Below are 21,418 nucleotides of genomic sequence, written 5' to 3'. Positions count from 1 at the left end.
GCAACAAAGAGATGGTAAGCGAGCCTGAAGTGTCCGCCGAGTTCGAAGCGACCGCCGAGCGTGCAGTGACTCCTGCGGTCGGCGAGTATTCGCACCGCGAGATCATGACCATTCTGTCGGGTCTGATGATGGGGATGTTCCTGGCGGCTCTCGACCAGACCATCGTGTCGACGTCGGTACGCACCATCGCCGACGACCTGAACGGGTTCTCCGTTCTGGCATGGGTGACCACGGCGTATCTGATCACCTCTACTGTCTCCACCCCGCTCTACGGCAAGCTCTCCGACCTCTACGGACGCAAGCCGTTCTTCATGACGGCGATCTCGATTTTCGTCGTCGGCTCCATGCTGTGCGGTATCGCGACATCGATGTACGAGCTCGCAGCCTTCCGTGCCATTCAGGGGTTGGGTGCGGGTGGACTGATGTCGATGGCGTTGGCGATCATCGGCGATATCGTGCCCCCGCGAGAGAGGGCAAAGTATCAGGGTTACTTCCTGGCCGTATTCGGTACGTCCAGTGTGCTCGGGCCGGTCATCGGCGGTCTGCTGGCCGGGCAGTCGTCCATTCTCGGCATCACCGGCTGGCGCTGGGTCTTCTACATCAACGTTCCGCTCGGCATCATCGCGCTCGTCGTCGTCTGGCGGGTGCTGAACCTGCCGGTGTACCGCCGCGAAGCTCGTGTCGACTGGTGGGGCGCAGTGCTCCTCAGCGTCGGGCTCGTGCCGCTACTGATCATCGCCGAGCAGGGCCGCGTCTGGGGATGGAGTTCGCCGCGGGCACTGCTGTGCTTCGGAATCGGCATCGTGGGCGTCATCGCGTTCGTGCTCGCCGAGATCAAGATGGGCGACGACGCCCTGATCCCCATGCGGTTCTTCCGAAACCCGTTGTTCTCGTTGTGTATTGCCGTCAGTGTCATCGCAGGCGCAGCCATGTTCGGCGGCATCTCGTTGCTGCCGCAGTACCTGCAGGTGGTCAAGGGTTCCTCGCCGACTCTCGCCGGTTATCAGACCTTGCCGCTCGTCGGCGCTTTGATGATCGCGTCCATCGTGTCGGGTTCGATCATCTCGAAGACGGGGCGCTACAAGATCTTTCCGATCGTCGGCACTGCGCTGATGGCGATCGCCATGTTCACGTTCCACTACGTGCACGCCGACACTCCGTTGTGGCAGACGATGGTCGTGATGGGTGTGTTCGGTCTCGGTCTCGGTTCGATGATGCAGCCGCTCACGTTGGCCATCCAGAATGCGATGCCGCCCAAGGACATGGGCGTGTCCACCTCGGCGGCAACGTTCTTCCGTCAGATCGGTGCGACGGTCGGCGTGGCGGTGTTCCTGTCGATGCTGTTCACGCAGCTGACTCCCAAGACCGGCGATGCGTTGGTCGCCGCTGGTTCGACGCCCGCGTTCCAGCAGGCCGTGCAGAGCGCGGCCACCAGTGCCGATCCGTTGCAGTCCGGTTTTGCGAAGGCCATCGCCTCGGGTGATGCATCCGTTGCCGGTAGCGCCTTGCAGGACAGTTCGTTCATCCAGAAGCTCGATCCCGCGCTTGCCGAGCCGTTCCGTATCGGCTTCTCCGATGCGATGGACTACGTGTTCCTGGCCGTATCGATCCTGATGCTCCTCGGATTCGTCCTGGTGCTCTTCCTCAAGGAGGTGCCGCTGCGCACGATGTCGGGTTTGGCGGCAGCACAGCAGGAACGCGACGAAGAGCAAGCCAACGACGTGGGCACCGGTTTACATTGATGGCGTGAATTCGGAGAACTGGGTCCGGCTCGGCTCGGTGGACACCTGGTACGCCGAGGTGGGTGACGGAGACCCGCTGGTTCTTCTCCATCCTGGGGGCGCTGATGCGCGAGCACTCGATGTCACTGTCGCCGGCTTGTCCTCGGCGTTTCGGGTTTTCACGCCCGAACGTCGAGGGCATGGCCGCACCCCGGATGTCTCCGGGCCGGGTCTCTCCTCGGAGTTGACGTTCTCGGACATGGTCGCCGACACCATTGCGTTCATCGAGGAGGTCGTCGGGCGGCGGACGCGGTTGGCCGGCTGCAGCGACGGCGGTGTCGTGGCGCTACTGGTGGCGCTGCAACGCCCGGATCTCGTGGACCGTCTCGCCTGCGTCGCGAGTGTCTTTCATCGCGACGGTTGGGGCGGCGGGTTGTCCGGGCTCGCCGATGCCGACCGCAGCGATTTCGTACGGCGACTCGACGATATGCACAGCGCAGACCCCGCACTGACTCCGAGCGATCTCGCCGCGTTGTCGGTGCGCACTCTGGTGATGATCGGTGACGACGACGAGGTGAGCATCGAGCATGCTGCCGAGTTCTATCGCAGTGTCCCGGTCGCCGAGTTGGCGATAGTCCCGGGTACCTCGCATGGTCTGTTGGTCGAGAAGCCCGCGTTGTGCAATGCGATGTTGCTGGACTTCTTCACCCGTGATGCCGTACGAACGTTCGCGCCCATTCGCCGAACATGAACCGAGGTCACGGGATGTGACGCAGGCCGTCGAACAAGGCGTCCAATCCGCGGTCGAGTTCGTGGGCACCGTCGTATGCGGTGATGAGCGGCGGCAGGACGGACATGATCGGAAAATCCTCGATCGGTAGTCGGCGTAACGCGAGGCTGAGTCTGTCGACCGTCTCGTCCGGGTTGTCCGTCGTCTCCTGCGTTTCACTGAGCACGTGACCGCGGAGTAGCGACATCAGCAATCGGTAAGCCGAGAGCGCTTCGGGGACAGTGAATCCCGCCGTGGCGAGCAGGCTCAGTATTCCTTCGAGTGACATCAGGGACCTGGTGGTACCCAGGCCCAGCGGAGTTGCGCGTGGCCGAGTCGCCAGCAGAACGGCCGCGCGCGGATGCGCCAAGGCGAGTTCGCGATAGTGCCGTCCGAAGATCGTCAGCTGACGTCGCCAATCGGTGTCCGATCCGTCCACCGAGACGAGGTCGCCGAGAATCGAATCGGCAACGGCATCGAGTAGTGCTTCCTTGGTGGCGACGTACCGGTACACGGTCATGGGATCGCGATCGATCGATACGGCGAGGCTGCGGATGGTCAGGCTGTCGAGTCCGGTGTCGTCGATGATGGCGAGGGCGGCCGACACGACGAATTCGTGGTCGATTCTGTCCCGAGAGTTCTGGCTGCTGCGATCCGAGGGGGTCATCACATTGCTCCGCCGATGTCGGGTTTCGAGTAAGCGGCACGCCGTTCGGCTTTCGGTCGACAAACAATCTTGCTGTTCACCAACGCTTTTCGCTTGACCCCAGACCTTACACATGGTGAGCTGTAGTTCTACACCGTAGAGATACGGGGAAACTCGCTGTTGCGGAGTGGGCCACGAGCCTCCGCGCCCCCTCTACCCATGTCGTGCGGTTGAACAGCCAGCCGGCGACGCCACCGATCTACGGATTCCGCGAGACCTCGACGCCCCTGGTGAATTCCAGTGACCATCGTCGACCGTCGCGTGACATCTGAATTCTGTCGAATCTCGTCGGGGGAATCGATATTCATAACGCGTTGTGCGGCAACAAGCCTCGCGCGCACCTCCTCGAGCAGATCGGTACTCACCATGTACTCTCCGCAACATCGTCCTGCGCAGTCCAGATCCCGACGCAAGGGCTCGGCGTTGATTCCCCTCGTCGGTACCGTCGCACTGGCAACCAGCGCGCTCATGCTGGTCAACGCCTCTTCGGCCGACGCTCAATCACCTGCTGTCGTCGTCCCCACCGTCGGTCTCGGTGCAGCAGACCCGTATGCAATTCTTGCCGGCTCCACCGTGACCGATGCGGGTGGATCTGTGATCAACGGCTCCGTGGGTGTGAGCCCAGGTGACGGGAACCCTTCGAGCGTCAGCGGACTGCTGCAAGGCCAAGTGACCAACGGCGTCATAGATGACAAGAACGAACGAGCATTGAATGCGAAAGCTGCTCTGCAGGTTGCATACACCGACGCTGCCAACAGGTCGGGTCCCGAACTGGTCCCGGTCGAGCTGGGCGGCACCACTCGGTATGCCGGTTTGTACAAGGGCGACACGCTCGGACTGACCGGACCTCTGCCTTTGGTCCTCGACGCGCAAGGCAATTCCGCAGCCGTCTTCATCTTCCAAGCTGGATCCACTCTCATCACGGGGTCGAACAGCAGTGTCTCGCTGATCAACGGGGCCAGCCCGTGCAACGTGTTCTGGCAGGTGGGAAGCTCGGCCACTCTCGGCACCGGCACCGATTTCGTCGGCACGGTCATGGCGCAGGCGTCGATCACCGCGACGACGGATGCCGATGTGCGAGGACGACTCCTGGCACTGACCGGCGCAGTCACCCTCGACTCGAACACAATCAGCAATGCGGAGTGTGGGATCACCCCACCGGTTACGACGACGCCGCCGGTCACGACCACGACGACGACGCCGCCGGTCACGACCACGACGACGACCACCACGCCGCCGGTCACAACAACCACCACCACGACGCCGCCGGCAACCACGACTACGACGACCGCACCGGGTGGCGGTGGCGGTGGCGGAACGCCGGGTGGCGGTGGCGGTACGCCAGGATCACCGGGTGATGGCGGCGGTGGCGGAACGCCGCCGATCGTCATCGAAGTACCCCCGATTCCGGGTCTGCCGCCCATTCCCGGTCTGCCGCCGGTGATCACGCTTCCGCCCATCCCCGGTATCCCCGGAATTCCGGACGTGCCGAATACCCCGAACATCCCCAACACGCCGAACACCCCGAACACGCCGAACACCCCGAACACCCCGAACACCCCCAACACCCCGAACACTCCCAACACCCCTGACCAGCCGCGCACCCCGGGTACTCCCGAACAGCCCAGCGGTCCGGATCAGCCGGGTACGTACAACCCCGGTGGCCAGATCACCCAGATTCCCAACGGTGGAGTCGAAACGGGCGATGGCAGCACCAGCGTGCGGCCGGCCGCGGCGTCGATGACGTCGATGTGGGCTGTACTGGTGGTACTCGCTGCAGGCGGGTTCTCGGCCTTGGCTCTGAGCCGTCGTCGACGCTGAGTAACACGTGAACAGTGAAATAACTACTGCTGCACACGTTTCCCGCACTGTGACCCGTCGCCGGGTCGCAGTGCGGGCTGCGGCAGCAGCCTGCTTGATGGCGGTCGCGCTCGTATCGGGTTGCGCGACACCCGTCGACGAACCCGCTCCGTCTCGAACGCCAGCGACGACATCGGCTGAGGTTGTCGCTCAACCCAATTCGGTCCCTGCCCAGGGCGCTGGTTCGGTAGAGGGTGTCGCATCTCCGCCCGAACGTATCGAGATCGAGGCGATCGGTGTCGATTCCGATGTGATGGACCTCGGGTTGAACCCCGATGGAGCAATGGACGTTCCGCCGGGCGGTTTTCCCGCAGGCTGGTACACCGGATCGCCGATTCCCGGTCAGCTGGGACCGTCGATCGTTGCCGGCCATGTGGATTGGGCCGGTAGCCCGGGTGTGTTCTATCGACTCCGCGAACTGGAGCAGGGAGACGATGTGTCCGTCACTGCCGAGGATGGAAGCACCGTCCGGTTCGTCGTCAGCGCTGTGGAGCAGTATCCGAAGGATGCTTTCCCCACCCAGAAGGTGTACGGCGACCTCGACCACCCAGGGTTGCGTCTGATCACGTGCGGTGGCCAATTCGATTCGGATGTAGCGAGTTACGAGGACAACATCGTCGTCTACGCGGATCGGGTCTGACGCTCTGCCTTTCGAGCCCGGCTGCAGCGCCATCGACTGCGCATTCAAAACGGTGGCACGTCGTCGTCGTGTGCGGATGCGGAAGTGGACAGAGGCACCGAGGTCGACGTAGATCGAAGTCTTGGTGCGGTCGGGGTCGATAAATCTGCCTGCCGTTTCGCGCCTTTGGGTCTGCGGTAGACGGTCGGTAGGTGGCCGCAATCGGCGAGCTGAGTTGTTGCGGGGCCGGTGACGGCGGTGGTGCCGGCATTGGAGACCCAGAATTCGACGCCGTCGGCAATCATGACCGGAGTCCACAGGCCCATGGTCTTGAGGCTGTGGTGATATCGGCACAGGCAGTGGAGATTGGTGGCGATCGTCCACCCACCGCTTGCGGGATCACGGTGTAAATAGGGAACGATATGGTCGATCTCGCACTGCTGCGCCGGGACGTCACAACCGGGATGCCTGCAGGTCCGGTCGCGGAACCGAATACTGTCGGCGAGTGCGCTGGACGGCCGATAGACGAGGGCTCCGGGTGGCGGTATGACGAGGCCGCCATGCCCATCCGGGTGACGCGCCACCCCGAGCGTGGGGTTGCTTGCGATCGCCGCCTCGAACTCGGCCACCAGAGAGAAAGCACCGCGATACGGCGTGGCAATGCAACTACTCTGCGGTGGAGTGCTGGCTGCCGCCGTTGATTTGAAAGCCGTTGATCTGGAAGCCGGCGATCGGAGTGGACGAGGAACTGCCCCGCTTCGACGACGCCCACGACCCAGCGGATGAAACACCACATGCGGGGTACGTGGCGGCCGAAGCGGTTCGGCATCCCCTGCATCGTCCCCGTCTATGACATCCACGGCGACGTTTTCGGTGTCGGTCCCAGCGCCAGTGTCGGTCTTCGTGTCTTCTGTCGAGTCGACGTCGATCATCGATTCGAGGTCGTCACCGTGTCCGAGTTTGTCGGCGAGGTTGCGCGCCTCGGTCAGCAGGAGCTGCCACTGTGCGTTCTCGGCAAGCTCGCGGGCGTACTCGGCGTCGATGGTTCCGTGTCCGGCCAGGTGCGCGGGATTGGACAGCAAGCCGGCGAGGGTGGCGAGGTCGACGGTGATGACGGTCAGTGGTGCACGTCGATCAGGTCGCGATGCGTCGGCCGTGCACGGATGGTCGTCGTTCGCGTCGCACAGGCACTCCATAAACGATTCCTGGTGCAGCAGAGCGACATACGCGGCCGCTCGTCTCTGTCCTTTGTTGCGCGGATCGCGTCGGCAGACGGTGGCGGCCATCTCGTTGATCAGCTGCCAGGCTGCGGCGGCGTCGGCAGCGGTGAGATCGGCTTTGAGCGTCGACAGCACGTCCTTGTCGGTGTAAGTGACGTTGGTGTGTCGTTCCAGGTCCTTACGGAGAGCGGCGGCCTCCTCGGGCGCGATGCGGTACATGATCGACCAGATCTCGGTCGCGAGCGGGCCGGGGGAGAGGCGTCTGGCAGCGTGGAGAACCTCGATCTGGACAGCCGTTGCTGCGTCCTGCGTCAGATTGTGAGTGCAGCGGTAGATCGCACGGACTCGGGGCAAATCGAGTTCGCCGACCCCGAACGCAGCTGCAATGGCGGGTAGCCGAAGCCGTAGGTCCATACCGATCTCGGCGTACGAGTTCGCGACCGTCTTCGAACAACCCAGCACGTGCGCAATCTCGGACGCTGCATAGTTGCCCGCATCCTGAACGACATCGCCGACCAGAACGTTCTGATGAATGCACGAGTCCCAGATGGCGGCGGCCACAGCGACCTTGCGGGCGCACGCCTGATTCTCCAGAATCGCGACATCCCGAATCTCGGCCAACGAAGCAGCCTCGATGTACGGCTTCGATTGCGGCCCGAGATAGGCCGCGAAACGGCTACGCGTCGATGTGCCCATTGTGTCTTCGCCCCCCCGGCAGGTGTTCCAACAATGTGTAGAACGTGTGTTCGATGGTACCGGGATCTGAACCAATCGTCAACCTCAATTATGTTGCAATGAAGAAGGATTGGAGGCGGCGTGTCTATACACCCACCCACCGACAAACACCGGGTCCGCGGATGGACCTCGAACATCGCCGCAAGACTGTCGGGCGACCTTCATGTCGGCTCGAATCGCTCCAGCACCACCTGGGTGTCATCGTTCACCGTGAAGTTCGGATCTCCCCGGCCGCAACCAGCGTGTCCCGTAGTGGGCCCGGGTAGGCGAACTCGACAATCGGCAGTTCGGTCACTCGCGCATCACATTTCGAGGTCTACCCACACCAATCGGTGATCCGACGGGTGCTCGGCCTGATCGGGCCAATACACCTGCGAGTCGCGCACCGTCAGATCGTCCGAGGGCAGTACGTAGTCCACGCGCAGGTCACCCGGCGTCGGATCAGCGAAATCGGCTGTGTCCGTTCCATGTCCATCCGACATGGGTGCCGGATCTCGTACTCGCGGAAGATCCAGAACCTGTGCGATGGCACCGGCCACGGAGTCGCCGTCGACCGGATCGCTGTTCTGATCGCCCATCATCACGAACGACGCTCCCTCGTCGAGTCCGCCTCGCACGCCGGTGTCGTCGTAGAGGTAGTCGGCACCGGAAATGTAATCGGCACTCAACCGGATCTCGTCGTGATTGCGCTTACCGTTACGGTCCTCGGGTCCGTCGAAGGACGGGGGAGTGGGATGCGAGGCCAACACGTGCAGCGTCTTCCCGTTCACGTCGACGGGCACGTCCCAATGAGACTTGCTGGACAGTCGAAGCGCGTCCGCGTTCTCTCCGTAATAGTCGCGCGGTAACAGCGAGTCCGGCATGTCCTTCCACAGAAAGTTCTGGAACGTGCGTACCGCACCGGTGTTGATCGGGAACTTCGAGTACACCACCATGCCGTACTGGCCGGGGAACTGTCCGAATCCCCAGGCATCACCGGGGCCACCGAGTACGCCGTCCCCGTCCAGGTCGAGTCCCGAGTCGACGCCGGTGTTCACCGGAGCAGTGAAGAAGAACGGGTACTGCCCGTCCAGATAGTTCTCGTTGAAGAGGGTCGGGGCATCCGATCCCGAATAGTCGAACTCGTTGACCAGCAACACATCCGGTGAGTTCGCGGAGATCACGTCGGCCACTGCGCGAGCCTGGGCGTTCTCCGTGCTCAGGTCGGTGACCAATTGTCCGGCCGCGGGCCGATTGAGACTGGCGTTGAATGTCGCTACCCGGATGCTCGACGGTTCGTCGGGGGTCGGGTCCGCAGCAGACGGGTCCGTGGAGGAGCAGCCGGCAGCCATGAAGGCGAGGGTAATGGCGACGGCCACAAGTCTCGACGTTTTCACGTTCCCGACCGTAGAGACGGCAAGCGAACGTAAGGTTACGAATTAACAAGCAAGCGTGCTTGCTTTTTTCTCGTGCCTTTGTGAAGCTGGTCTCATGGCAGACCTCGACTCACTCGTCGGCGATCTCCGCGCCGAGGGTGACGACCTCGACGCGCTGGTGGCCGAGCTGGCACCCGAACGCTGGGCGGCACCTACTCCGGCGGCGGGCTGGACGATCGCACATCAGATCGCGCACCTGTCGTGGACGGATCACGTCGCGGAGCGAACCACATCCGCAGCATCCGGTGATACCGCGGCCGAAGAGGAGTTCGCTCGCACGCTGAAAAAGGCCTGGGAGAACCCCACCGGGTTCGTCGACGAGGCCGCCGAGGAGGAAGTGAGCAATCCAGAACTGTTGAGCGCCTGGCGAACTCGCCGCCACGCCATGACGGACGCGCTGAAGCAGGTCCCGTCGGGCGTCAAGATCCAATGGTTCGGCCCGCCCATGAGTGCCGCGTCCATGGCCACCGCCCGTCTCATGGAGACGTGGGCCCACGGCCAGGACGTCGCCGATGCGCTGGGCGTCACTCGCGTGCCGACCGACCGAATCCGCGGAGTCGCACACATCGGCGTCCGGACACGAGATTTCGCGTACGCCGTCAACGAGCAGACTCCGCCGGCGGAACCGTTCGGAATCGAACTCACCGCACCCTCGGGCGAAGTGTGGACGTGGGGTCCCGACGACGCAGAACAGCGTGTCACCGGGTCTGCACTCGACTTCTGCCTTCTCGTCACTCAGCGCGCACACCGCGACGACCTGGATGTTCGAGCCGACGGGGCCGATGCCGCACACTGGCTCACCATCGCCCAAGCCTTCGCAGGACCTCCCGGTCAGGGACGAGACAAGGCAGGACGCGAAAAAGCATGACCGTACGTATAGGCAACTGCTCCGGTTTCTACGGAGATCGACTGTCCGCGATGCGGGAGATGCTCGAAGGAGGAGACCTCGACTACCTCACCGGTGACTACCTCGCCGAGCTGACCATGCTCATCCTCGGACGCGACCGAATGAAGGACGCGACCCGTGGCTACGCCAAAACCTTTCTGCGGCAAGCCGAGGACTGCCTCGGACTGGCACTCGACAAGGGCGTGAAGATCGTCGCCAATGCCGGCGGTCTCAATCCCCGCGGACTGGTCGAGGCGTTGGAGAAGCTCGATTCCGGCGCGAAGATCGGCTACGTGGACGGGGACGACCTTCTAGGCAGGACAGACGAACTCGGCCTCGGCAGCCCGCTGACGGCAAACGCGTACCTCGGTGCCTGGGGAATCGTGGAATGCCTGAACTCCGGTGCCGATGTCGTCGTGACCGGACGAGTTACCGATGCCAGTGTCATCGTCGGACCCGCCGCCGCTCACTTCGGCTGGTCGACAACCGATTACGACGCATTGGCCGGCGCGGTCATCGCGGGCCACGTCATCGAGTGCGGTACTCAAGCAACCGGCGGAAACTACTCGTTCTTCACCGAGATCGCCGACATGTCCCGTCCCGGATTCCCGATCGCCGAGATCGAAGCCGACGGATCCTCCGTCATCACCAAGCACGAGGGCACCGGCGGTGCCGTCAGTGTCGGTACCGTCACCGCGCAACTGCTGTACGAGATCACCGGTGGCCGATACGCGAACCCCGACGTCACCGCGCGCATCGACACGGCGGTCCTGGCGCAGGAGTCCAGCAACCGAGTATCGATCAGCGGGGTCACCGGAGAAGCTCCGCCGCCCACCTACAAGGTCTCGCTCAACGCACTCGGCGGCTTCCGCAACGAATTCACGATGGTGTTGACCGGCCTGGACATCGAGGCCAAAGCTGCATTGGCACAGCGTCAATTCGAGTCCTGGCTCCCCGCACGGCCGACCGAACTGGACTGGACCCTGGTGCGCACCGACAAGCCGGACGCCGAGACCGAGGAGACGGCCAGCGCGTTGCTGCGTTGCGTGGCTCGCGACAGTAACCCCGACGCGGTGGGACGCCAGTTCTCGGCTGTGGCGGTCGAGCTCGCGCTTGCCAGCTACCCGGGCTTCTCGGTGACTGCACCGCCCGGAAACGGAGCACCGTACGGGGTGTTCACCGCAGGTTTCGTCGACGCACACGACGTACCGCATACGGCCCACCTGGCCGACGGCACCGAACGCAGCATTGCACCCTCGACGCAGACGCGAGTCCTGGAATCGCTGGTCGAACCGCAACTTCCGGCACCGCGTGCCGCCGAGGACACCATCCGACTACCACTCGGCACCATCGCCGCCGCCCGCAGCGGAGACAAGGGCGGGAGCGCCAACGTCGGGGTGTGGGTTCGCACCGACGACGAATTCTCGTGGCTCGTCCACGCATTGACGGTCGAGGCCCTGAAACAGATGCTTCCTGAGGCCCTGGACCTCACGGTCACCCGCCACGTGCTGCCCAATCTGCGGGCCGTGAACTTCGTCATCGAGGGCATCCTCGGTCAAGGCGTGGCTTCGCAGGCCAGATTCGATCCACAGGCCAAGGGACTCGGTGAATGGCTGCGGTCGCGACACATCGACATCCCCGAAACACTCGCTTACAAGGGAGCACTCGTATGAGCATCTGGACTACCCCGGAGCGTCAGCAGCTTCGCAAGACCGTTCGCAGTTTCGTCGAGCAGGACATTGCGCCGCACATGAATCGGTGGGAGACCGAGGGCGAGATCCCGCGCGAGCTGCACAAGAAAGCGGCCGCTCTGGGCTTGCTCGGCGCAGGGTTTCCCGAGGACGTCGGCGGCGACGGTGGTGATCTCGCGGACGCGGTGCTGATCTGCGAGGAGATGCACCAGGCCGGGGCGTCGGGCGGACTGTTCGCCTCTCTGTTCACCTGTGGAATTGCGTTGCCGCACTTGGTTGCCGCGAGAGATCCTGAGCAGATCGACAAGTGGGTGCGGCCGACGCTCGCGGGGGAGAAGATCGGCTCGCTCGCGATCACCGAGCCGGGCGGCGGCTCCGACGTGGGTCATCTGCGGACCAAGGCGGTCAGAGACGGCGACCATTACGTCGTCAACGGATCGAAGACCTACATCACCTCGGGGTGCCGTGCGGACTTCGTCGTCACTGCGGTCCGGACGGGAGGCGCGGGTGCAGCCGGAGTGTCGCTCCTCGTCGTCGAGAGGGGGACACCGGGCTTCGAGGTCACCAGCAAGCTCGACAAGATGGGGTGGCGCGCCTCCGATACCGCCGAACTCTCCTTCGTCGACGCACGGGTTCCGGTGGCCAACCTGGTCGGTGCGGAGAACAGTGGCTTCGTCCAGATCGCGCAGGCATTTCTCACCGAGCGTATCGCTCTCGCCGCTCAGGCCTACGCCAGCGCGCAACGGTGCCTCGATCTGACGCTGCAGTGGGTTCGCGATCGAGAGACCTTCGGAAAGCCGCTCATCGCACGGCAATCCGTACAGAACACCGTCACCGAGATGGCGCGCAAGATCGACATCGCTCGCGTGTACACCCGCTCCCTCGTCGAGCGGTCCATGCAGGAGGACGGCGACTTCATCGCCGAGGTCTGCTTCGCCAAGAACACCGCCGTCGAATCCGGGGAGTGGGTGGCCAATCAAGCCGTCCAACTCTTCGGCGGACTCGGGTACATGCGCGAGAGCGAGGTCGAACGGCAATACCGCGACATGCGCATCCTCGGTATCGGCGGCGGAACCACCGAAATTCTCACCGGCCTCGCCGCAAAACGATTGGGGTACCAGGCATGAGCGTGCTGAAGTCCACTCTCGACACCGCATCGGAGCAGTACACCGGTGCCACCGAGGCCATGCACACCAAACTGGCCGAGATCGACGCCGAACACGACAAGGCGCTGCTCGGTGGCGGTCAGAAGTACGTCGATCGCCACAAGAAGCGTGGCAAGCTGCTCGCCCGTGAGCGCATCGAACTGTTGATCGACGAGGATTCCGCGTTTCTCGAACTGTGCCCACTTGCGGCGTGGGGCAGCGACTTTCCCGTCGGTGCCAGCACCGTCATGGGTATCGGTGTCGTGTGCGGCGTCGAATGTCTCATCGTGGCCAACGATCCCACGGTCCGCGGCGGATCCAGCAACCCGTGGACCCTGAAGAAGGGGTTCCGCGGCAACGACATCGCCACCCAGAACCGACTGCCGGTGATCTCTCTCGTCGAGTCGGGCGGTGCCGACCTGCCCACGCAGAAAGAGGTGTTCATCCCCGGCGGACGCATGTTCCGCGATCTGACGCAGCTCTCGGCGGCCGGCATTCCGACCATCGCCCTGGTGTTCGGCAACTCGACTGCGGGCGGTGCCTACGTTCCCGGCATGTCCGATCACGTCGTCATGATCAAGGAACGATCCAAGGTGTTCCTGGCCGGACCGCCCCTGGTGAAGATGGCCACCGGTGAGGACTCGGACGACGAGTCGCTCGGTGGAGCCGAGATGCACGCCCGGAAGTCCGGTCTCGCAGACTACTTCGCCGTCGACGAGCAGGACGCCATCCGCATCGGACGCAGCATCGTCTCCCGGTTGAACTGGAAGAAGAAGGGGCCCGAGCCACGCACCGAGGTCATCGAGCCACTCGCCGATCCCGAGGATCTGCTCGGCATCGTCCCCACCGATCTGAAGATCCCGTTCGATCCCCGCGAGGTCATCGCCCGCATCGTCGACGGTTCCGACTTCGACGAGTTCAAGCCGATGTACGGCGGCTCGCTCGTCACCGGTTGGGCAGAGTTGCACGGCTACCCGATCGGCATCCTGGCCAACGCTCGCGGCGTGTTGTTCAGCGAGGAATCGCAGAAGGCGACGCAGTTCATCCAGCTCGCCAACCGGTCGAATACGCCACTGTTGTTCCTGCACAACACCACCGGCTACATGGTCGGCAAGGAATACGAGGAAGGCGGCATGATCAAGCACGGATCGATGATGATCAACGCCGTCTCCAATTCGAAGGTGCCGCATATCTCGATCCTGCTCGGGGCGTCCTACGGGGCCGGCCATTACGGCATGTGCGGCCGCGCCTTCGATCCTCGCTTCCTCTTCGCGTGGCCGTCCAGCAAATCCGCCGTCATGGGTGGCGCACAGCTGGCCGGCGTCATCTCCATCGTCGGACGCGCCGCCGCAGAAGCTCGCGGTCAAGCGTTCGACGCGGAGGCCGATGCCGGCCTGCGCGCGATGATCGAGAATCAGATCGAAGCCGAATCGTTGCCGATGTTCCTGTCCGGACGCCTCTACGACGACGGCGTCATCGATCCCCGTGACACCCGCACGGTAGTGGGAATGTGCCTGTCGGCCATCGCCTCTGCCCCGATCGAAGGCACCGCGAACTTCGGTGTCTTCCGGATGTGATGCCCGCATGCTGAACAAAGTCCTCGTGGCCAACCGCGGCGAAATCGCCCGACGCGTCTTCACCACCTGCCGCGCGGAGGGCATCGACACCGTCGCGGTCTTCTCCGACGCCGACGCGGCATCTCCCCACGTGCGTGAGGCGGACTCCGCTGTGCGCCTGCCCGGGCAGAGCCCGTCCGAGACCTACCTGCGCGGAGAGTTGATCATCGCCGCCGCGTTGCAGGCCGGTGCCGACGCGGTGCATCCGGGATACGGATTCCTCTCCGAGAACGCCGAATTCGCCCGGCAGGTACTCGACGCCGGGTTGACCTGGATCGGACCGCCCGTCAAGGCCATCGAATCGATGGGCTCGAAGGTCGAGTCCAAGAAGATGATGGCCGACGCCGGAGTGCCGGTGTTGACTCGACTCGATCCCGAGTCGGTCACCGAGAACGAGCTACCGGTACTGATCAAGGCCTCCGCGGGAGGTGGCGGTCGGGGGATGCGCATCGTCCGCAGTCTCGACGCACTGCAGTCGGAGCTCGAGGCGGCCGGACGAGAAGCCCTGTCGGCCTTCGGTGATGGAACGGTGTTCATCGAGCGGTACATCGAAACCGGACGGCATATCGAAGTTCAGGTCATGGCCGATCGATTCGGCACGGTGTGGACGGTGGGCGAGCGTGAATGCTCGATTCAACGCAGGCACCAGAAGGTGGTCGAGGAAGCTCCGTCGCCGCTCGTCGAACGCATCGACGGCATGCGCGAGAAGCTGTTCGAGGCAGCCACACTGGCATCCGAGGCCATCGGCTACGAGGGTGCAGGCACCGTCGAATTCCTCGCCGACGAGAAGGGAAACTTTTTCTTCCTCGAGATGAACACCCGCTTGCAGGTGGAGCATCCGGTCACCGAATGCACGACGGGTCTCGATCTCGTTGCGTTGCAGATCCAGGTTGCGGCGGGGGAGCGGCTACCGGCCGAACAGCCCACGACACGGGGACACTCGATCGAGGTTCGGCTGTACGCCGAGGATCCGGCTCAGGACTGGCAGCCGCAGAGCGGTGCCGTGCACCGATTCGAGATCCCCGGTGCGCAGTTCGAGGTGTCGGACAAAGCTGGATACATCAGAGTCGATTCCGGCGTCGAGACGGGCAGCGTGGTGGGAACGCAGTACGACCCCATGCTCGCCAAGGTGATCTCCTTCGCCCCGACGCGGGACCGAGCGGCGACTCTGTTGGCGAAAGCACTGCAGAACGCCACCATTCACGGCTTGAAGACCAATCGCGATCTGCTGGTCAACATTCTGCGCCATCCGGCTTTCCTGGCGGGCGACACCGATACCGCCTTCTTCGACACGCACGGCCTCGATGTCCTGGCCCAGCCGATCGCACACGGCCGATCCGAGGAGCTGTCGGCGCTCGCGGCTGCCTTGGCCGACGCGGCGAGCAACGTCGCGCGAGCTCGGGTGAACCGGGGACTACCAGGCGGCTGGCGCAATCTCCGGTCGCAACCGCAGCGCAAGACGTACAACGACATCACCGTCGAATACTCGATCGGACGCAGCGGACTCACCTCGTCGGTAGCCGGAGTGGCGTTGGACGGCGTGCAGCTCGTCGAACACATACCGACTCGGGTGACGCTCGACGACAACGGTATTCGTCGTATCTTCGCAGTGAGCACCTACGGTTCCGACGTGTTCGTGGATTCTTCCCTGGGTCCTGTCCGATTGGCTCGGGCACCGAGGTTCACCGACCCCACCGACGAGGTGGCGGCCGGATCACTGCTCGCGCCGATGCCGGGCAGCGTCATCAGAATTGCTGCAGCGCAGGGAGATACCGTCACCGCAGGCCAGCCCATTCTGTGGCTGGAGGCAATGAAGATGGAGCACACCGTGACTGCACCCGCCGATGGTGTGCTCACCGAACTGAACGTGCAGCAGGGTCAGCAAGTCGAGGTAGGACAGGTCTTGGCAGTAGTCACCGATAACGGAGTGGAGCAACCATGAGTTTCATCGAAACCGAAGAGCAGAAGGGTCTGCGCAACGCAGTCTCGTCACTGGGCAAGCGCTACAACTACATCGACTACGTCCTGCCCAAAGCGCGCAAGGGTGAGCCGCTGACCGAACTGTGGAACGAGGCGGGCAAGCTCGGCTTCCTCGGCGTCAACTTGCCCGAGGAATACGGCGGTGGCGGGGCGGGCATCTACGAACTCGCGCTCGTGCAGGAAGAGTTGGCCGCGCACGGTGCCGGCCTGCTGCTCGTCGTCGTCAGCCCGGCCATCTGCGGCACCATCATCGGTAAGTACGGCACGCCAGACCAGAAGCAGGAGTGGCTCACCGCTCTCGCCGACGGGTCCAAGATCATGGTTTTCGGGATCACCGAGCCCGACGCCGGATCCAACTCGCATCAGATCACCACCACCGCGCGTCGTGACAGGGACGGGGCGAGCGGAGCGACGGGGGATGAAGCAGGGTGGATCTTGAAGGGCAACAAGATCTACATTTCCGGTGTCGATCAGGCCGACGCGGTCCTGATCGTCGCACGGACCGAGGATTCCAAGACCGGCAAGCTCAAGCCGGCCCTGTTCATCGTGCCCACCGACGCTCCCGGACTGCAGAAGACGCAGATGGAGATGGACATCGTCGAGCCCGATCACCAGTTCGTGCTGTTCCTCGACGACGTCAGGCTCCCCGCCGAGGCACTCGTCGGTGAGGCCGACGCCGCGCTGATGCAGCTGTTCGCCGGCCTGAACCCCGAACGCATTCTCGGGGCCGCGATGGCCGTCGGGATGGGCCGGTACGCCATCGACGCGGCGGTGAAGTACGCCAAGGAGCGCACCGTCTGGAAGACGCCGATCGGTGCGCACCAGGGCCTGTCTCATCCGCTGGCGCAGTGCAAGATCGAGCTCGAATTGGCGAAGCTGATGATGCAGAAGGCCGCGGTGCTGTACGACTCCGGCGACGATTTCGGTGCGGCCGAGGCTGCGAACATGGCCAAGTACGCTGCCGCCGAAGCCAGCATCAAGGCACTCGATCAGGCGATCCAAACGCACGGCGGTGCCGGGTTGAGCAGTGAATACGGATTGGCTGCGATGCTCGGAGCCGCCCGTATCGCCCGCGTCGCTCCCGTGAGCCGGGAGATGATCCTCAACTTCGTGAGCCAGCACTCGCTCGGCCTACCGAGAAGCTACTGATGGCCGTTCTCGTCGAGTCGGGCAAAGACACAGCGTATTTGACGTTGGATTCGCCGCAGAACCGAAACGCGCTGTCCTCAGTGTTGGTCGAGGAGCTGACAGCGGGCCTCATCGCTGCGGCGCACGACGACGACGTCAGAACGATCGTGCTCGGTCACACCGGCACCACGTTCTGTGCCGGAGCCGACCTCCGAGAAGCAGGATCGTCACCGGAGCTGCGCACCCGGCAGATGCTCGACCTGATGCGGTTGATCATCGACACCCCTAAACCCGTCGTCGTGCAGATCGACGGGCATGTGCGGGCAGGTGGGATGGGCCTCGTCGCGGCATGTGACATTGCCATCGCCGGATCCCAGAGTTCGTTCGCCCTGACCGAGGTTCGCCTCGGACTGGCGGCGTCGGTCATCTCCGTTGCTGTGCTGCCGCGATTGACCTCCCGGGCCGCGAGTCGATATTTCCTCACCGGCGAGACGTTCGACGGTGCCACCGCCCAGGCGATCGGTCTGGTCACCGTGGCCGACGCCGTTCCCGCGGCAGCGGTGGCCGACTACATGATCATGTTTCGGAAGTGCTCGCCGCAGGGCTTGGCCGAGTCCAAACAGCTCACCACCGCCGCGATCAGACGCGAGATCGACGAGCGCGGAACGGCCGTCGCCGAGCAATCGGCCAGGTTGTTTGCATCGGAGGAAGCCCGAGAGGGGATGATGTCCTTTCTGGAGAAGAGGCCGCCGTCCTGGGCTGCCGAAAAGTAGGTCGAGAAGGAGCAGGGAGATGGTGATGGCGCGCGAACCCAAGCAGGATCGCAGCAGGGTGACGCGTCAGCGACTGCTCGAGGCGACTATCGACTCGCTCGCCGAGCAGGGCTGGAGCGCAACGACGGTCGGTGTCGTCGCCGAGCGCGCCGGCGTTTCTCGCGGTGCCACCCAACACCATTTCCCGACGCGTGAGGACCTCATCACCGGGGCACTCGAGTACATGTTCGACACCCGGATGGACCATGCTCGCCGCGAGGCGCAGGAGATTCCACCCGGCCCCGGCCGAACGAAACTGGTGGTGGAGCGGCTCGTCGAGTACTACACAGGTCCGATGTTCAAAGCGGCACTGCAGGTCTGGACGGCCGCGTCGGCCGACCCGGAGCTGCGTGACCGGATCGTCCCACTCGAAGAGCGATTCGGTCGGCGAGCACACATGATGGCCGTCGAGAACCTCGGAGTCGACGACAACGATCCCGTCACCCACCGCCTGGTCCAGGCGACGCTCGATCTGGCGCGTGGGCTCGGTCTCGCGGACGTCCTGACCGACGACGCGCGTCGCCGCGTCGAAATTGTGCGAGCCTGGGCCGATGTGCTCGATGCCTCGCTGAATGCACGGCTGTCCGCAGCGGGAGCGGTAGCGCAGTAGAGCGATCGAACTGCAGTCCCGATCGACTTGTGCTTGAGTCGGCTCGTGACTTCCGATTCCGCACGCGTCCACCGTGGCCATATCTTTCACATCGCGGGCTCGCCCACAGTGCTGGACGCCGCCGCGTCGTTGGTCTCGATTCCCGACGGTGCACTGGTTGTGTCCGCCGAGGGAAAGATCGAGTTCTGCGGCGAGTTCGATTCTCTGCCAAAGCAATATGCCCACGTGGATGTGTCGGATCACCGGCCCGGTTTCCTACTGCCGGGATTCGTCGACACGCACATCCACTTCCCACAGACCTACGCCGGCGATTCCTACGGCGGCGGTCAGCTTCTCGAATGGCTGAACGCGTGCATCTTCCCGTCCGAGTCTCACTTCGCCGATCCGGAGTTCGCAGCAGCTGCAGCTCGCGACTTCTGCGCGGCACGCATTCGCGCCGGCACCACGCAGGCAATGGTGTTCGGGTCGGCCTTCCCACATGCACAAGACTCGCTGTTCTCGGAGACCCTGAGAAGCGGGTTACGCATCGTCAGCGGCCGCGGGGTCCAAACCACCGGCCCGGCGTCGGCGCGCGCACTGATCACCGGTGAGGACGAGGCCGTCAGGCTGGTGTCGGAAGAAATCGAGAAATGGCACGCCGCAGATACCGGCGACGTCGACACGGCGATGCTGCACGTCGCCGTCGTACCGAGGTTTTCGCTCTCGGTGACGACGGAGACGCTGAGGAATCTCGGCGAGCTCTACGATTCCGTGCGAGCACGAGGCGTCTACTTTCACACGCACCTCAACGAGAACAACCGACCGGGCACGGGCGAGATCGACGCCACCAAGGGCGCGTACCAGGTCGACAGCTACCTCGACACTTACGACGGCAAGTTCCTACCGGGCTCGCAGGTAGGTGGCAAGAGCTTTCTGGGTAGGCGCACCATCCTGGCTCATGCGGTGCACTGTCAGGACGACGAGCTCGCCCGAATGGCAGAGACCGGCACGTCGATCGCGCACTGTCCTACCTCTCAACAGTTCCTGGGCTCGGGGACGATGCCGTGGAAGCGAACCGTCGCCGCCGGGGTGAACATCGCCATCGGGTCCGACTTCGGAGGCGGTGACGAGTGGCTGCTCCCGCAGGTGCTCGCCGACGCGTTCAAGGTGCACATCTCCGAACCGGGAGACGCCGGTCTGTCGCTGCACCCGGCCGAACTGTTGTTCACCGGCACCCTCGCCGGGGCACGTGCACTCGACATGGAGAACCGCATCGGCAACTTCGATGCGGGCAAGGAAGCCGATTTCGTCGTCGTCGATCCGTCGGCGTGGCCGCAACTGGCCGCGGCGATCGACCACGGCGTCCGCGCCGACGACCCTGAGCTGGCGCGCGATCAGACCCTGTTCGCCCTGCTGATGGCGATGCGTGAACCGGCAATCGTCGGTGTGTATGTCCAGGGCCGCGAACTCTCCGCTCAGGCGAGCCGACGTGTCTGAGGCTCGGATTGCCGCGTCTGCGATAACCGTTTTTCATCGGGGACCGGACACCCGGCCGATGGAACTGCTCGACCCCGTCGTACGTGCATGGCCAGGATTCGTAGGGAGCGTCACCGCCCTGTACGACGCGCCCATCGACTGGACGTGGTCGGTGACCTTCGAGTCCGAAGACGCGTTGCACAGCTGGTTGGACAGCTCCGCACGCGCCGATGCGCTCGCCGACGCTGCGGCCGGTGGAATGCTGCGGGCCGGTGCGGACATCGTCGTGGTCGACGGCAGCGAGCCTGTGCCTGGACTGGAAGTCATCGAGCACGACGTGCGAACCGGTCAGGATGCAGAGTTCCTCGTCGCCCAGAGTCGATTGATCGGACTCAGTGCGGGGTTCTCCGGCTTCGAGGGTGCGTCCGTCCTCCCACCGAGCTGTCCCGGTGCGAGCTGGTTGTCGGTTCTGCGGTTCCGAACGCCCCGGCAGCTGGCGGCTTGGATGGAGTCCGAGACCCGCGAGCGCGCGCTACCGCAGGTGCGACGCGATCTTCGAGGAGACTTCACCGTTCACGCCCGCAACACCGGGTTCGGCTCGATCGTGCGCATCGACGGCGACCGAACGAGCGTCACACCGGACTGGAAGACGGCGATGCTCGTCCTCCTCGTGCTGTATCCCACCGTGATGACACTGTCTCGGTTTCTCGGACCTGTGCTCGACGACATCTCCGCCTCGCCGTGGCTGACGATGTGGCTGAGTCAGATCTGCAGTGTCGCGGCGATGACCTACGTGCTCATGCCCGCGGTGACCGGGCGCTTCCGGCGTTGGCTGGATCCGGTGGACGGCGCGAGAGTGCGAGTGGCCGTGAGCGGTGCGGTGATCGTCGTCGCGCTGTACGCATTGACATTGGCGTTGTTCGCCTCGGTGAAGTGGTTGCAGTTCTGGGACTACTTCGATTGATACCGTGAGGGTTCTCGGTGCGGGATCGGTACATCGACAGGTGATCAGGGGAGACGCTCGTATGGCTCGTCGGACTCGACTCGGCC

At 64.0% G+C, this 21,418-nt stretch carries 17 protein-coding genes; 14 read left to right on the top strand and 3 right to left on the bottom strand.

Annotated features, from left to right (window positions below; translation table 11 throughout):
• Window positions 1-29 precede the first annotated feature (29 nt).
• Both E4P29_RS00750 and E4P29_RS00745 read left to right on the top strand, forming a co-directional pair.
• Window positions 30-1,742 carry an MDR family MFS transporter gene (locus E4P29_RS00750; protein WP_135041078.1) on the top strand — a complete coding sequence of 571 codons (1,713 nt, stop codon included), beginning with the start codon at window positions 30-32 and terminating at the stop codon, window positions 1,740-1,742.
• A gap of 4 nt (window positions 1,743-1,746) precedes the next feature.
• Entirely contained in the window at window positions 1,747-2,472 is a 726-nt protein-coding gene (locus tag E4P29_RS00745; protein ID WP_135041076.1) for an alpha/beta hydrolase, read from the top strand.
• A gap of 7 nt (window positions 2,473-2,479) precedes the next feature.
• Here E4P29_RS00745 and E4P29_RS00740 read toward each other — a convergent pair whose 3' ends face one another.
• Complete coding sequence (locus E4P29_RS00740; RefSeq protein ID WP_135041074.1) at window positions 2,480-3,157, bottom strand: TetR/AcrR family transcriptional regulator C-terminal domain-containing protein; 678 nt, start codon at window positions 3,155-3,157, stop codon at window positions 2,480-2,482.
• 405 nt (window positions 3,158-3,562) lie between these two features.
• Between E4P29_RS00740 and E4P29_RS00735 the strand changes: the two genes are divergently transcribed.
• Together E4P29_RS00735 and E4P29_RS00730 are read left to right on the top strand one after the other, a co-directional pair.
• Window positions 3,563-5,017, top strand: a complete 1,455-nt coding sequence (locus E4P29_RS00735) for an ice-binding family protein (RefSeq protein ID WP_245154090.1) — start codon at window positions 3,563-3,565, stop codon at window positions 5,015-5,017.
• 49 nt (window positions 5,018-5,066) lie between these two features.
• On the top strand, window positions 5,067-5,696 hold the full coding sequence (locus E4P29_RS00730) for a class F sortase (protein WP_245154089.1): 630 nt from the start codon (window positions 5,067-5,069) through the stop codon (window positions 5,694-5,696).
• A gap of 44 nt (window positions 5,697-5,740) precedes the next feature.
• Here the strand turns inward: E4P29_RS00730 and E4P29_RS00725 are convergent, their stop codons facing one another.
• Window positions 5,741-7,591, bottom strand: a complete 1,851-nt coding sequence (locus tag E4P29_RS00725) for an HNH endonuclease signature motif containing protein (RefSeq protein ID WP_135041072.1) — start codon at window positions 7,589-7,591, stop codon at window positions 5,741-5,743.
• A gap of 341 nt (window positions 7,592-7,932) precedes the next feature.
• Window positions 7,933-9,006: an endonuclease/exonuclease/phosphatase family protein gene (locus tag E4P29_RS00715; protein WP_135041070.1), complete on the bottom strand. Its 1,074-nt coding sequence runs from the start codon at window positions 9,004-9,006 to the stop codon at window positions 7,933-7,935.
• Window positions 9,007-9,100: 94 nt separating this feature from the next.
• Here E4P29_RS00715 and E4P29_RS00710 point away from each other — a divergent pair, with 94 nt between their 5' ends.
• The 10 genes from E4P29_RS00710 to E4P29_RS00665 are packed head-to-tail and all read left to right on the top strand — an operon-like array spanning window position 9,101 to window position 21,332.
• Window positions 9,101-9,913 (top strand): TIGR03084 family metal-binding protein, encoded by an 813-nt coding sequence (locus tag E4P29_RS00710; RefSeq protein WP_135041068.1) that lies wholly within the window; start codon window positions 9,101-9,103, stop codon window positions 9,911-9,913.
• Window positions 9,910-11,604: an acyclic terpene utilization AtuA family protein gene (locus E4P29_RS00705; RefSeq protein WP_135041066.1), complete on the top strand. Its 1,695-nt coding sequence runs from the start codon at window positions 9,910-9,912 to the stop codon at window positions 11,602-11,604. Before E4P29_RS00710 ends, E4P29_RS00705 begins: the two co-directional genes overlap by 4 nt.
• Window positions 11,601-12,749 carry an acyl-CoA dehydrogenase family protein gene (locus E4P29_RS00700; protein ID WP_135041064.1) on the top strand — a complete coding sequence of 383 codons (1,149 nt, stop codon included), beginning with the start codon at window positions 11,601-11,603 and terminating at the stop codon, window positions 12,747-12,749. Before E4P29_RS00705 ends, E4P29_RS00700 begins: the two co-directional genes overlap by 4 nt.
• The gene (locus E4P29_RS00695) at window positions 12,746-14,344 is read left to right on the top strand and encodes a carboxyl transferase domain-containing protein (protein ID WP_027498168.1); all 1,599 of its coding nucleotides are present in this window, start codon (window positions 12,746-12,748) and stop codon (window positions 14,342-14,344) included. Before E4P29_RS00700 ends, E4P29_RS00695 begins: the two co-directional genes overlap by 4 nt.
• 7 nt (window positions 14,345-14,351) lie before the next feature.
• Entirely contained in the window at window positions 14,352-16,325 is a 1,974-nt protein-coding gene (locus tag E4P29_RS00690; RefSeq protein WP_135041061.1) for a biotin carboxylase N-terminal domain-containing protein, read from the top strand.
• Complete coding sequence (locus tag E4P29_RS00685; RefSeq protein WP_135041059.1) at window positions 16,322-17,512, top strand: acyl-CoA dehydrogenase family protein; 1,191 nt, start codon at window positions 16,322-16,324, stop codon at window positions 17,510-17,512. Before E4P29_RS00690 ends, E4P29_RS00685 begins: the two co-directional genes overlap by 4 nt.
• Window positions 17,512-18,264, top strand: coding sequence for an enoyl-CoA hydratase family protein (locus E4P29_RS00680; RefSeq protein WP_135041057.1), 753 nt, complete (start codon window positions 17,512-17,514; stop codon window positions 18,262-18,264). The genes E4P29_RS00685 and E4P29_RS00680 overlap by 1 nt, the downstream gene beginning before the upstream one ends.
• 25 nt (window positions 18,265-18,289) lie before the next feature.
• Window positions 18,290-18,913, top strand: coding sequence for a TetR/AcrR family transcriptional regulator (locus E4P29_RS00675; RefSeq protein ID WP_135041834.1), 624 nt, complete (start codon window positions 18,290-18,292; stop codon window positions 18,911-18,913).
• Window positions 18,914-18,958: 45 nt separating this feature from the next.
• Window positions 18,959-20,389: a guanine deaminase gene (locus E4P29_RS00670; protein WP_135041055.1), complete on the top strand. Its 1,431-nt coding sequence runs from the start codon at window positions 18,959-18,961 to the stop codon at window positions 20,387-20,389.
• Window positions 20,390-20,447: 58 nt separating this feature from the next.
• A complete protein-coding gene (locus tag E4P29_RS00665) occupies window positions 20,448-21,332 on the top strand; it encodes an antibiotic biosynthesis monooxygenase (RefSeq protein ID WP_135041053.1) in 885 nt (294 codons plus the stop codon).
• Window positions 21,333-21,418 lie beyond the last annotated feature (86 nt).

Origin of the sequence: Rhodococcus sp. 1R11 (assembly GCF_004563845.1) — a bacterium.
Taxonomy (GTDB): domain Bacteria; phylum Actinomycetota; class Actinomycetes; order Mycobacteriales; family Mycobacteriaceae; genus Rhodococcoides.
The sequence above is the reverse complement of the archived record's forward strand: the minus strand, read 5'-3'. Positions and strand labels throughout refer to the sequence as shown.

Excerpts from the sequence above, each read along its gene's own strand:
- E4P29_RS00740 (WP_135041074.1), bottom strand. The coding sequence starts at position 3,157 with ATGACCCCCTCGGATCGCAGCAGCCAGAACTCTCGGGACAGAATCGAC.
- E4P29_RS00735 (WP_245154090.1), top strand. The coding sequence starts at position 3,563 with ATGTACTCTCCGCAACATCGTCCTGCGCAGTCCAGATCCCGACGCAAG.
- E4P29_RS00725 (WP_135041072.1), bottom strand. The coding sequence starts at position 7,591 with ATGGGCACATCGACGCGTAGCCGTTTCGCGGCCTATCTCGGGCCGCAA.
- E4P29_RS00710 (WP_135041068.1), top strand. The coding sequence starts at position 9,101 with ATGGCAGACCTCGACTCACTCGTCGGCGATCTCCGCGCCGAGGGTGAC.
- E4P29_RS00705 (WP_135041066.1), top strand. The coding sequence starts at position 9,910 with ATGACCGTACGTATAGGCAACTGCTCCGGTTTCTACGGAGATCGACTG.
- E4P29_RS00700 (WP_135041064.1), top strand. The coding sequence starts at position 11,601 with ATGAGCATCTGGACTACCCCGGAGCGTCAGCAGCTTCGCAAGACCGTT.
- E4P29_RS00695 (WP_027498168.1), top strand. The coding sequence starts at position 12,746 with ATGAGCGTGCTGAAGTCCACTCTCGACACCGCATCGGAGCAGTACACC.
- E4P29_RS00690 (WP_135041061.1), top strand. The coding sequence starts at position 14,352 with ATGCTGAACAAAGTCCTCGTGGCCAACCGCGGCGAAATCGCCCGACGC.
- E4P29_RS00685 (WP_135041059.1), top strand. The coding sequence starts at position 16,322 with ATGAGTTTCATCGAAACCGAAGAGCAGAAGGGTCTGCGCAACGCAGTC.
- E4P29_RS00680 (WP_135041057.1), top strand. The coding sequence starts at position 17,512 with ATGGCCGTTCTCGTCGAGTCGGGCAAAGACACAGCGTATTTGACGTTG.
- E4P29_RS00675 (WP_135041834.1), top strand. The coding sequence starts at position 18,290 with ATGGCGCGCGAACCCAAGCAGGATCGCAGCAGGGTGACGCGTCAGCGA.
- E4P29_RS00665 (WP_135041053.1), top strand. The coding sequence starts at position 20,448 with ATGGAACTGCTCGACCCCGTCGTACGTGCATGGCCAGGATTCGTAGGG.